Origin of the sequence: Pedobacter yonginensis (assembly GCF_003173595.1) — a bacterium.
GTDB lineage: Bacteria > Bacteroidota > Bacteroidia > Sphingobacteriales > Sphingobacteriaceae > Pedobacter > Pedobacter yonginense.
This window is the reverse complement of record NZ_QGNZ01000001.1, coordinates 384,826-397,965: the sequence shown is the minus strand read 5'-3', so window position 1 is coordinate 397,965 and position 13,140 is coordinate 384,826. Positions and strand designations below refer to the sequence as shown.

The 13,140-nt window shown below is 38.1% G+C and carries 10 protein-coding genes; all 10 read right to left on the bottom strand.

Features of this window, described 5'->3' with window-relative positions; all coding sequences use genetic code 11:
• Position 1: 1 nt before the first annotated feature.
• A complete protein-coding gene (locus DHW03_RS01860) occupies positions 2–1,129 on the bottom strand; it encodes a TlpA disulfide reductase family protein (protein ID WP_109924051.1) in 1,128 nt (375 codons plus the stop codon).
• Positions 1,130–1,210: 81 nt separating this feature from the next.
• Complete coding sequence (locus tag DHW03_RS01855; RefSeq protein WP_109924050.1) at positions 1,211–2,626, bottom strand: RagB/SusD family nutrient uptake outer membrane protein; 1,416 nt, start codon at positions 2,624–2,626, stop codon at positions 1,211–1,213.
• Positions 2,627–2,642: 16 nt separating this feature from the next.
• A complete protein-coding gene (locus tag DHW03_RS01850) occupies positions 2,643–6,218 on the bottom strand; it encodes a SusC/RagA family TonB-linked outer membrane protein (protein ID WP_165825341.1) in 3,576 nt (1,191 codons plus the stop codon).
• 312 nt (positions 6,219–6,530) lie between these two features.
• A complete protein-coding gene (locus DHW03_RS01845; protein ID WP_165825340.1) occupies positions 6,531–7,649 on the bottom strand; it encodes a FecR family protein in 1,119 nt (372 codons plus the stop codon).
• 137 nt (positions 7,650–7,786) lie between these two features.
• Positions 7,787–8,356, bottom strand: a complete 570-nt coding sequence (locus DHW03_RS01840; RefSeq protein WP_109924047.1) for an RNA polymerase sigma factor — start codon at positions 8,354–8,356, stop codon at positions 7,787–7,789.
• A gap of 179 nt (positions 8,357–8,535) precedes the next feature.
• Entirely contained in the window at positions 8,536–9,861 is a 1,326-nt protein-coding gene (locus tag DHW03_RS01835; RefSeq protein WP_109924046.1) for a paraquat-inducible protein A, read from the bottom strand.
• A 46-nt stretch (positions 9,862–9,907) separates the two neighbouring features.
• A complete protein-coding gene (locus DHW03_RS01830; protein WP_109924045.1) occupies positions 9,908–11,233 on the bottom strand; it encodes a paraquat-inducible protein A in 1,326 nt (441 codons plus the stop codon).
• Positions 11,234–11,435: 202 nt separating this feature from the next.
• Positions 11,436–11,936 (bottom strand): DUF4385 domain-containing protein, encoded by a 501-nt coding sequence (locus DHW03_RS01825; protein ID WP_109924044.1) that lies wholly within the window; start codon positions 11,934–11,936, stop codon positions 11,436–11,438.
• Positions 11,937–11,998: 62 nt separating this feature from the next.
• Positions 11,999–12,208 carry a hypothetical protein gene (locus tag DHW03_RS01820; protein ID WP_109924043.1) on the bottom strand — a complete coding sequence of 70 codons (210 nt, stop codon included), beginning with the start codon at positions 12,206–12,208 and terminating at the stop codon, positions 11,999–12,001.
• Positions 12,209–12,339: 131 nt separating this feature from the next.
• Positions 12,340–13,131: a phosphatase PAP2 family protein gene (locus DHW03_RS01815; RefSeq protein WP_240618439.1), complete on the bottom strand. Its 792-nt coding sequence runs from the start codon at positions 13,129–13,131 to the stop codon at positions 12,340–12,342.
• Positions 13,132–13,140: the final 9 nt, after the last annotated feature.

Genomic DNA, 13,140 nt, shown 5'->3' with positions numbered 1-13,140 from the left:
GTTATTTTATGTAGGCTTGTATTTTGTTGAGCAAATCATCCCCTCTTAAATTTTTGGCAATGATTACACCTTCAGGATTAATTAAAATATTTTGTGGAACGGAGGAAATGCCATACATTTCTGCGACTGCATTTTTCCAGTATTTGAGATCGCTTACATGGATCCACGGCATACCATCTGCTTTTATAGCTGCTAGCCAAGCGGCTTTGCCTTGATCTAAAGAAACGCTAACAATTTCGAAGTTTTTATCTTTTAATGCATTGTAAGCTTTCACTACATAAGGGTTTTCTGCACGACATGGCACACACCAGCTCGCCCAGAAATCAACAAGCACATATTTTCCTCTTAAAGAAGACAGGGTAAAGGGTTTTCCGTTCATATCCATCTGAGTAAAATCCGTAGCTTTCACACCTGCCTGCTTGCGTTTGCCAATCTCTATTTTCTCTGCTGTTCTTGTACCTAATGGCGATGATTGTAGGGAGGCTGAAAACTTCTTAAACAAGGGTTCTACCTGTGCAGGATCAAATTTACTATCCAGCACATATAAATTATAGGTGTAAAGCCCCATGAATGAATTCAGATGTGTTTCTGCGAACTTTACATGGATGGCTTTAATGGCCGATACAAAGTTTTGGATACTGTCTCCAGCTTTTTTGCGCTCTTCTGCCGATTTCAGATAAACGCCTTCAATTGTTTTTTTTCCGTAGCGGTTTTGAAGACTGATAATGTTATTGATAAGTGGCCTAACCATTTCCTCTTGTTCACGATTTTCTTGATTAGAAACTGAGCCCTTTATAATGGCGTCTTTAATAGAATCTTTTCCAACAATGGTAATATTTGAGTTTTCAATAAAAAACGATTGATAATCATTTTGCGAGCCAGAATATTTTGCTCCATTTCTCCTGATGGCAATAATTGCAGATTGTGGTTCTGCTACAGTGCCTCTAAATAGAAAATTGCCATTCTTAATTTCTGTTGAATCAACATCCTTAAATCCGGCGGCTGTGTACATGGCTAGATAGGCCTTGGCAGGTTCTTTAATTTCCAGAACGCTGCCTGAAATGGTATATGCATTTTGTGCTTTAACCAACCCTGGCAAAAGCGCAAGCAGAAAGAGTATTCTTTTCATGGATATTTATTTTGAGTGATCAGAAGATTGCAGGCTCAGCTAAACTCATTTTGCCAAACCTGCAATCTTCTATATTTTTATTTATGGATTATTAACCAGACCTGGGTTTTCGCCTAAAACTTTCGGCGAGAAGCGAAACACAAAACGCTCAGGCTTTAAAGTAAAAGTTTCTGATACCACACCTGTTGTATTGTAAACTTTATGCTGATAGGTTGGAGTGGTAAATAAAGGATCAACTGAAAGTCTCCGCATATCATACCATCGGTGGCCTTGCAGGGCAAATTCGCGGATGCGTTCTTCGAGAATGAATTGAATAAGGGGCATCTTCGCCCCAGCAATACCTGCAGGCACTGCTTGTTTACCAGCTGGCAAACGATTTTGACGTAAAAACACTACATCATTCACCGCCCCTGTTAAATCATTTAGGCGGGCTTTCACTTCTGCTCGCATTAAATACAAATCAGATAATCGAACACCCAAGTTGCTCACACTTGTACCTATTCTTTTAAGCAGCTTTACGCCATTTGGTAAAGTGGTTGAGGTGTAATTTGAAGCTACCAAACGTAAATCGGCCGGATCAAAAAGCGCTGAGGCCTCTGCTGTGAGCCAAAATGTTCTGTTTGATGTAACCACTAAAAGGTTTGTTGTGTTTTTAGTGTACAGGCTTTCAAAATCGTTAACGGCTGTAGGAAAGCCTGGGAAAGCTGTGTTGTAATTATAAAGACTTACCGTAACCGCAGCACCCGGCCCAGTAACACCACTTATGGACTCATCCAGTAATGGCAACGCTTCCGTATATCTTCCCATGGTCATATAAACCTTTGCTAACAGGCCTTTTGCGGTGGCTTTACATACCCGACCACGCCAAACCACACCTGTGTTAATCAAATTTGGAATGGCTGTATTTAAATCATTTAAAATTAAGTTGTAAATTTCTTGAACGCTTACACGCTCGAAATCTTTCCTGGTAACATCAGCCTCTGTAATTAACGGAAAACCCGGGTCAGTAGCTGCAGTGGCTGCATTGTATGGTTTGCCAAAATAATTAATCAACAGAAAATAAGTCCAGGCTCTTCCCACTCGCGCTTCTGCTTCGACATTTTTTTTGCTTATGTCCGTGCCCCCGGTTGATTCTGGAACTTCATTAATGATTTTGTTATAAATGTACAGGGCCTTTAGTGGTACGAGGGTTTCTTTTGCATCTTCATCAGCTGTATAAAGATCGCCTTCATATTTAAACAATTGTTTTTCTCTAAAACTAGCTCCTGTCCAATTCGGTTCAAGCGCCGCCACCTCATCACCCAAATACAACTGCCCATCATGGCTGGAGTTGATTAGGTCTAGATTATTAAGCATCAAGTCGTAGTCGGTTGTTTTGGATGCTATGATCCTTCCTTTTGGCAAAATTTCTAAAAAAGATTTCTTGCATGATCCCAATACGGTTACCAAAAGTGCAACCAGCATGAATTTTATAGTGTATTGATATAAATTTTTCATTCTTTTCTTTTGATGTTTAAAGTGAAATATTGGCGCCAATAGTGAATGTATTTTGGTTGTATGGTGCAACTGCCCCTAAAAATTCAGGATCTACACCGTATTTGTTTTTTGTCCACAACATAACGTTGGAAACCTGCGCTCTAAAGGTTACGCCTTGTGCTTTAATTTTACTTGCCAAGAATTTAGGCAAATCATAAAATAAAGTAATGTCGCGAAGCTTGACGAAAGAGGCACTTATTACGTTTACATCGCCCAAAGTAAAATAGTTGGTTTCTACTGCTGGTGTGCTGGTTGTTCTGAAGGCTGGTATATCTGTAAATGCTTCATCACCAGGCACCTTCCATCTGCTAAGGAAATCAACGGAAACGTTTCTTCTAAATTGACCTCCATAAGAAAGATTGCGTGGCCTTCTCATTACATGGCCCAAGTTATAGACCATATTTGCAGATAAGGTGAAGTTTTTGTACTGGAAATTATTGGTTAAGCCACCATTATAAACTGGTTGTTGTGTACCCATGTACAATAAATCATCGGCTTTGGTTATGGTTGGATTTTTACTGACGCTACCATCTGCTAAAATTACTTGTGGGGCACCAGTATTATCGAGCCCACCATATTGGTAGGCAAACAACGCATATGCCGGATAGCCCAGCTTGATAGAGGCATTTACTTGTGCGGCACCTGTTGTGGCTTGCGTGAAATTAGAAATTTCGACCATTGTACTTTTGTTGTAGGCAAATGTCCATCTGGTTTGCCAGTTGAAGTTTTGACTTCTGATGTTTTCAGAACTTAGGTTTACTTCGATGCCTTTATTGGTAATGGTACCTTGATTACCTGTAATTCCTAATGGGAAGCCTGTAAAACTATTTGGGAAAATGATTCCCAACAAGTTTGTTGATTTTTTATCGTACACATCTATACTTGCTGATAATCGATTTCTTAAAATTGAAAAATCAAGACCTAAATTGGTGGTTGCTGTACGCTCCCAAGATAAATCAGGATTGCCAGGCGTTACGATTGAGGTACCCGTATTGCCCTGAAAAAATGGGCTGCTTGATCCTCTAATAATATCCTGTGAAGCAGCAATCCCGACTTCTGGGGAGTTACCTGTTATGCCATAGGTAGCACGTAGGGCCAAGGATTGAATCCAGGCTACAGGTTTCATAAATTCTTCATTACTGATGGTCCATTTTCCACCGAAGGCATAAATGGGTTTATTTTGCGCAGCTTTATCTTTGCCAAATAAATTACTTTGATCATTCCTCCAGCTGGCATTAAAAGTATATTTGCTGTTATAGGTATAGCCTAAGTTTGCATAGTAAGACGTATAACGAGAAGTTGTTTCATTGGTGGAGAAAGAATCGTTTGCCATTGTACTGCCAACGCTACTAAAATTTGGTAAAACTGTGTTGGGTAGTAACGCGCCAATGGTTACAAAATCAACGGTTTGTGATGTTAGTAGTATATCGTCAAAGCCTCTTACCCTTGTTGTTGTACTGCTCGAAAATTGTTCTTGTGCTTCTTGCCCCGCCAACACGGTGAGGGCATGTTTTCCCATGTTTAAATCGTAAATTAATTGATGCCTAATGTCCCATTTGGTTTGCTCGCCATTCAAATTGGTTAATCTTCCGCCTGAGAGCGGAGATGTAGTATTGGGTAAGTAATATTTAGGTACAACAGTCGGATCGGCTGCTACCGTGAAAGTGGCAACTTCTTTACGTACCGTATAGCTTTGCGGACTTTCATAATCTCTTACTTTATTTTTTCCTTTAATGTACCCATAGGTTCCTTCTGCACGCAAGCCTTTGATAATATTTAGTTTAAAGCCACCGTTAATTCGAGCCAGTAAACCATCTCTAAGGGTATTGCCATATTCGAACTCATTTAAAGGGTTATAATCGAGGTTAATTCTGCTCCTGGCTTGTGCATTTGTTAAAACATCGTTTGAATAACCCGTCATAAAAGGGATGGATAGATTGTTTCCACTCGCATCTTGAAAGAGTTGATATGGGGTAAAAAAATAATCTATATCTGAACTTCCCGATTGAGGATTTCTTTTAGATGAACTTCTTAAGTTCGTAAAGTCTGTTAATAAATGCAGACTTAAAGCTTTGTTTATCTTAAAGTCTTGATTTACATTAATTTTATAGGTATTATTTTTCTCTCCTGGAACACTGCTCACCGTATTGGTATAGGTTGCAGAGCCATAAAATGCATATTTGTCACTTCCACCTGTGAGCGAGATAGAATGGTTGCTTAACATCGCATCGCGATATAGTAAGTCTTTAATTTGCTGACGGTTATCGGTATTGGCTAAAGCATCTAGTTGCGTTTGACTTGGCGCAAAGCCATTGTTGTAGTACAGATACTCTAGAGGATAGATGCCACCTCCTATCACTGTATTTACAGTTGCATATGGATATTGAGCAAAATAAGCTGGGGTAAAAATTTCTTTTGCTGTTTCTACAAACTGACGTGAGTTTAATAAATTTGCGTAGTCTAAATCTGGTTTCCCTTGAAAGTTAACGAAGCCATTATAGTTAATCCTCAACTTGCTTCCAAACTTTCCTTTTTTGGTGGTGATGACAATTACACCATTTGCCGCTCTAGCACCCCAAATGGACGCCGCTGTTGCATCCTTTAACACAGTTATGCTTTCAACATCTTGTGGATTGATACTTAGCACAATATCAGGGATATTATCATTAGCGGTGATAATGGGCACAGCTAAGCCATCTACAACATAAAGTGGCTGCGCAGTGGTTCCTGTACCTGTTGTACCGCCCGTAGTAGAAATTCCACGAATAAGCAATTGACTTCGATTCGGTGCGTTATTTACAACCAAGCCTGGTACTAAACCATCTAAACTTTGCAAAACGTTCATTGATGTACTGCGGTTGGAAACTACATTCATATCTACAGATGTGAATGAACCTGCAGAACGTTCTTTACTTATGGTTTGATAGCCGTTGGAAACAATGGCCACCTCGGCAAGTTTATTGGTATCAAAAGCCATAACCACGCGCAAGTTGTTTGCATTTTCTGCCGTAACCGTTACTTCTCTTGTTAAATAGCCGATATATGTTATTACGATAATCGAACCAGGATCTACCCCAGTCATTGTAAATTCTCCATTGCTGTTGGAATATACACTGGCCTTTCCATTTTTAAGGCGAATATTGGCGCCTGGAAGAGGCATTCCCGTAGAATCGACCACCCTACCACGTACATCGGCCCTATTAAAATAATTGGTAATTTTTTCTAAAAATCCCGTTTCTTTATCACGCAATACGATGGTTTTATCGCTTATGGTATATGCCAAAGGATTGGTGCCAATGATTTTATTCATCACTGTTTCTAGTGTAGCATTGTCAAAATCGGCATTAATGAGCGTTGATGTTTTGAGTTTAGTATTCTCAAAAAACACATCATAGCCTGTTTGTTTTCGAATCTCTAAAAACACTTTTTCTAAAGAGATACTATTCTTTTTTAGGTTCAGTCGCTGCGCAAATCCCGCAGCACTTACTTGCATCATGGAGACAATCAGAATGAATGTAGTGAGCTTCATAATTCGAGTAAAATTTCTATACATATTCATCATTTTATGACAACCAGCTAAGCAACCGATGAATAAAAGGTCGATATTGTATTAACACACAATATTGCTTAGTTTTGATTATCTGTATGGTGTTGTGACTGTTTTAGTCGGCAAACACAACACCAGGGTTAAGAAATAATTTGTTTGATCAATGTTTCTGCAATGCAGATTTAAAGGGCTTTGATTGCTTAAGCGAGATCCTACTCTTGCTTGCGATTAAAGTCCTTTTTTTTAAAAATAGCTAGGGAATTTTTTCGGAGATGTTCATTTTTGGTTTGGTTTGGTTTAAGTTTATGGTTGATTTAGTTAATTCTTACTAATAATGATTTGGTTGTCCCTAATCTCAAAATGGGCTTTTCCTGTTCGCTCCATTACTTTAAGCACCTTTGAAATGTTCTCAAACTTACTCATCGAACCAAAGAAAGACGTTTTCTTAAGTTCTGGATCGAGGTACACAGGTTTAATGTTGTACCAAGTAGCTAGCTTAGACATGATATCTTCCAAGCTCTCATTATTAAACATAAAATAACCCTTACGCCAGGCGATTACATATTCTGTTTCTACCGCTGAAACTGATACGCTTTTGTTGGTTAAACTGGCTTGCTCACCAGGTTGCAATGTTTTTGAAATGCCCGCAGCATTAGAAATTTTAACAATACCCTCAAGTAACGTCGTTTTAATTTCAGGGTGGTAGGCATAACTATTGATGTTGAATTGTGTGCCCAAAACTTCTACATCCTGTAAAGCTGTTTTAACGAGAAATGGATGGGCCTTATCTTTGGCTACGACAAAAAAACCTTCACCCGAAAATTCCACTCGTCGTTTATCAAACTTGGCAAATGAGGATGGATATTTTAAGTAAGAGGCCGCATTTAGGTAAACCAAACTTCCATCTGGTAATTTAACCTGAGCTTGTTCACCGATAGAGGTTTCTAAGGTATTCATTTGGCCAGATCTGCCATCCTGATTCGCTAAAATATGGTAGGTAATCATACCATCCGCAGTTTTAGATATTTCTACGCCCGACTCTATCGCAACCTGCCCTACTTTAATGTCGGCAAGTTTGATTATTCTTCCGTTTGCTAACGTCAGTGTGGCTCCAGTCTTACCCGGCTTAATATCTTTGGTGTATTGAACGCTTGAAGGCTTATCCTGATAAATCCACAATATTGCAGAAAAAACAATCGCCAAGAGGGCAGCAACGGCAAAAATACGTGGCCATATTTTTTTTGTTGTGCTTTTATATGCAAGTGGCAGGGTTGATTTTAGCTTATCTACCGCAATCGCTTCTTGTTCGGCAGATAGATGGGCTGTGCTTTCAGATGCAAACTTTAAGTACCAAATATCCAACGCGAGTCTTTCATCAGGCGTTAAAGTCCCATCATTATATTTTCTGATCAATTCAGCAACTTGCTGTTGGTTCATGGGTAGTTTGAATAAGGTTAAGCGATAGGAACAATTGTAGCAATACACAGAGGCCGTTTCCCTGTATCTGCAAATCATCCAAATATATCGGTAAGACCCCTATCTAGGCCTACCGTCATACACGAATTGAAAAAAAATTATAAAAAAGGAAAAAAGGCTAAAAAGCCGTCAATTTTTGGCTTTAAAATTTTCATGGCTTTATAAACTTGCTGCTTGGCTGTTTGATCGGTAATATTCAGTCTTTCAGCAATTTCCTTGTAGGTAAGATGCTCTTTTTTGTTGAGTATAAAAACCTCACGCATTTTTGAAGGTAGTGCGTCTATTTCTTTAGAGATTAAGGCAGAAAGCTCTTTTTCCATCAGGCTATCCTCCACAATGTTGTAGCCCTCAATCATAAAAGCGCTTATTGAAGCAGCATACCTAAGCACCACTTTCTGATGGGCAAACAATTTGAAAATCCTATTTTTGACAGCTGTAAACAGGTAGCCCGATAATGAAGAATTAAACTCAATTTCGTTCCGCTTTTGCCATAATTGTAGAAATACATCCTGAATAACATCATGCGCCTTATCGTCGTTAGATAGCAATCGATATGCGTGACGAAGTAATAGTCGATTATACCGCTCAAAAATCTCAGTGTAAGAATAGGCATCACCTTGTTTAAGTAAGGCTGTTAGTTCTTCATCTTTAAGTTTAGGGTAATTCATTTATATCCTCAGCGCCTGCAAGTTCGCAAAATATATTGCAAATTCGAACAGGAAGATATAAAACCTTTTTATTTTAGTCGAGGAATTAAAAAAACACGAATATTTGATCGTTTTTATGCTTTTATTTCATCAAATACTTGATGTTGCACAGGGTTATGAATAGAAATAAATAATAAAATCTAAATTATTGTATCGTTTGGCGTAATACGTTTCAAAATAACAGATAAAATTATGGCATAAACAACATATCCAACAAAAACAAAGTATCCTGGTTGCAAAGCAGTGTTATTTTCTGTCATCGTATTTAATACATCATTATGAATTTCTAAGTTAGAAAGCTGGCTTTTCAAAATTCCATTCAAACCAATGTAGGTCATTAAAATTCCAACAACCATTACATCGGCCATATCCCATTTACCCGATTCGAAAGCTAAATACCTCAAAACTCCATTTTTACGGATTCTATCGTTAGCCAAAATATGAATACCTTTTGCCGTTAACCTTAAAATGGGCAAAATAATTACAAACAGCAGTAAAAGCGCACCAATTACAACTGAATCTGGTTTTGGTTGCTTAATCAAAACTTCAATAATACCGATGATACTTTTGCTTTGGTAAAACAATACTTGATTTTCAAAGGCTATTTTTTCTCCAAGGATGCTAAAATTTAAGGCATGGATACGTGCATCTACCTCAATGATGGGTGCCGTTGTACCCACCACCAAAAGAACAAATGCAAACAATAACGACATCACAAACAAGGTGGTGTGCAACCGAACGTGCTTGCGCATAATGAGCCACAGCCCAAGTGCCACAACCACACAAGCCAGCATGGCAAGGGATGAGTTGTAAGTGGCTTTATTTATGAAAGCCAATCGCGTATTGATTCGATCGTTAAACTCCACCGGATCTGCAACATGGTACTTCTTTGAAATGTATTTGATTACCGCATCATTCGCAACTTCTGTACTGTCATAAGTTTCCTGTTCCAATTGATTCAATTTGCTGGTGGCAATACTTTTGAGTCGCTTCGTACTTGCCGGACTGTTGATCTTGGTAATAATGGTTTTAGCAAAAGAAGGTACTTGTGCCTGAATTTTCTTTGGATCAACAAACTGCTTAACGGCAAATTTAGTCAGCTTTCCTTTTAGTGATTTTTGTGGTTTATTAATTTGAGCGAAAGTTTTAGAAACCAAGCCGTGAAGCTGATTTTCCACTTCTTTCTGCAATTCCTTTTTTTGCTTGGCGGTCATTTTAAAATCGGTTACTTGCCGATTAACCACTTCAGATATTTTATCTCGCCATTGGTTTACAGAGAAGAGCCCAAAAGTGATGTTGTTCACCATGCTATAATCTTCTTTAATCTGTTCTTTTTCAATGGAATTTTGGCGCAGGCGATAACCATAATAAGCCTCACCGCAAAGCAGGATACTTAATCCAATAATAAGGATGATGTTAGATAAACCGCTTTTTTTTGCTTGCGTATCTGGTTGCTGAGTTGTCAATGTTATAGCAGATTAAATGATTATTTGGATGATTTGTAGAGAATTTTTAATGAGAATCGTGTGGTGTGATAAACTTTAAAATGGTTGAAAGGATAAGACCATAAAGCACAAAACTTATAAAAATAATGTAGCCTGGTTGAAGCGCCGTGTTATTTGTGGTGATAATGGTTAGGAAATCGCTTTTGATATTTAAGTTGGCCAATTGTCCTTCTAACAAGCCGTTTAAACCAATGTAAACCATAAGTATAGCAATTACAATAACGTCTGCCATACTCCACTTTCCAGACTGAAAAGCGAAATATTTAATCACCTTATTTTCTGCAATTTTCTTTTTACTCAAAAGATGGATGCCGGTTGAACTCAACTTCATAATTGGAAAAAGAATACTGAAAACCAAGATCAAAATACCAACGGCAATCGAATCAATTGCTGGTTGCTTTACCAATACTTCTACAACATCCAAAATGCTTTTGCTTTGAAAAAACAACACCTGATTTTTAAATACAACGTGTTCGCCAAGCAGCACAAAGTCGAGTGATTTGATTCGGGCATCTACTTCAATCATCGATGCGGTTAACCCGATTGCAAGAAGAATAAACGCAAACATTAACGACATAATAAACAATGTGGCATGTAAGTCAACCCTTTTTCTTAAAATCCACCAAAGGGTTAGTACCACCAATACACAAAGCATCATAACAAAAGAATAATAGTATGTTGCCGTTCTAATTTGAGCTAATGAGGTGGTGAGTTTTTGATTAAATTCCTCTGAAGAACGCACCTGATATTTCTTATACATGCCCTTAACCATTGTATTTTTAACGGTTAATGTGCTATCAATATCCTTGGTTTGCTGTAAGGCCCTAAATTCCCCTAAGGCCATCGTGCTCAACTGCTTTTTATTTTTAGGATTATCTACCTGGGCAATGATCGTTTTTGCAAATCCAGGCACTTGAGCCTTAATGTCGTCTGTATCAACAAAGTTTCTAACTGCAAATTTTGTTATTTTGCCACCAAACGACTTTTGAGGTTTGTTAACAATGGCTTCAGCTTTGTTAATTAGTGCAAGTACAATCTGCTCTACTTCAATTTGAAGTTCTTTTTTTTGCTTGGGCGTCATTTTGAAATCGCGAACCTGATGTTTCACAATACCCGCAACTTCATCTCGCCATTGATCTACAGAAAATAGTCCGAATAAAATGTTATTCATTTCTGAATAGTCTGATTTCAGCATTTCTTGCTGTTTAGAAAGGTTGTGTAGTTTATAACCGAAATATCCTTCAACGCCCAATAACAGCGTTAAACCTAATATTAAAAAGATTTTAGGAAGAAAGGACTGTTGTTTCTTTCCAATATTTTCTGTTGCTGTCAAGTTTTGATTAGATTACGAGGATAAAACTAATTGTTAATCAATTTCATTAAACCAACATTTGAGAAAATAGTTTTAATATCGATAACAATTTCTTTTTCACCTCTTTGAACGGTAACATACCGACAAACCATTCAACTCACTTATCCTATAAAGGTTTTGTGGCCCGCCAATTGAGGGTTAAATCTAAGCGGCCATTTCAAACTTATCCGTATTTTGCTTTCCACTCTGTTTTTCTAGAATGATAATCAGGATTTTGTTCTGCTTTTTTCCAATAGGTATAAAATACGGATGCGGCGGGTGCTTTCTCAGAATCGCCTGTTCCACGTTCCAAAGGTTGATAGTCATTTTCTTTATCATACTTCTTGCCACCCTTATAATTGGCATACCTCCGGGCACGCGTGTAACCCATTTGAAGATATTTTCTGGCTAGGTCGGCACCGACAAAATCGCCTGACTTCAAAAAATTATTAAAAAGTTTAAAAATCTCCTTGGCGCTTTTTTCTGCAATCTCTACTGTTTTGAATCGCCAATGAGGGCCAATAACAGATTTATAAGGCTCACAAATCAGTACGCCTTGTTCACCTTTGCCAACCCGATACTCATGCGGATGGGTTTGATAATTGATATCTGCCTTCCAAACATATTTAGCTTCATCAAAGTTGAGGTAAGAGGGCGCAGAATTTAGCTTCTTTTTATCTTGCATAAAACAGTTGAATAACAGCAAACATCAACAGATATTACAACCTAACAATCAATAAAATACAACTACTTTTTTGTTTCAGGTAATCTTGGCGTATTAGAAATACTGTCTTGATATTTGTCTTTCCCAACGGTATCTTGAGGCATGTGCTTAGCGGTATCTGTGTATTGGTATGAAGTATCTTTTTGACCATCTTTTCCGTCTGCACGATTGCCAGAACATGATGCCATTAGAGTTGCTGTAAGCGTAAGCGCTACGAAGAAGTACTTTTTCATAAAGGTATTTTTTTATTAGAATTGATACCTTATACAACAGGTAGCTAGAGAAAAGGTTTAGAATTTATAAATCCTAAAGTTTTTGGTTCGCTAGTTTCCGCTCCTAGTTAGGCAAATAATCCATAAATAAATTAAAACCGGCCAGAAAGCATTAAACCATTTGCACCAGGTTGATGAAAGGGCATTAAAGTAAAGTTTTCGCTTTGCTTTGTACTAAAAAGGCTTTTGATGTATGGATAAACCAAGTAAGCGATTTTTGTGGAGGCAATACCAAAACCAGCACCAGCAACTACGTCGCTAAACCAATGCTTGTTATTGTACATTCTCAATGTTCCGGTAGCGGTAGCGACAAAATACCCAGCATAACCAATCCAGGGATTTTTATCTTTATATTCTTGATGCAGAAATTCTGCAGCCATAAATGCAGAAGCGGTATGACCTGAAGGAAATGAATTATAGCCACTATGATTCGGGCGTTCTCTACCAACACCTTGCTTTACAAAATGGGTAGATACCCCCATAATTGTTGCTGATGTTAGATACAACATAGATGCATCAAACAAATTGTGCTGACCTTTTATACCAGAGAGATTAAGTGCATAAACAGCTGCCGCAGGGGCAAATTGCAGATAATCATCTACATGTGCTGCAAATAATGGATGATCTTCTTGAAGTTCATCTTTGGTGCTTAAATCTAGCTCTCGCAGGGCACCATGATCATAAACGGCGGCAAAACCATAACCTATTAAAACGGCGGGAGCAATAAAAACTGCTGGTCTAAATTTACTTTTCGGAATCGAAACACCAGAATACCATCTACTGGTTGAATCGGCAGAAATGGATTGAGTTGAGTCCATAACCTGAGCGGAGCTAATCGAAATATGCCCACAAAACAGTAACAGTGCTAAAATATATTTGTACATAGATTTCAT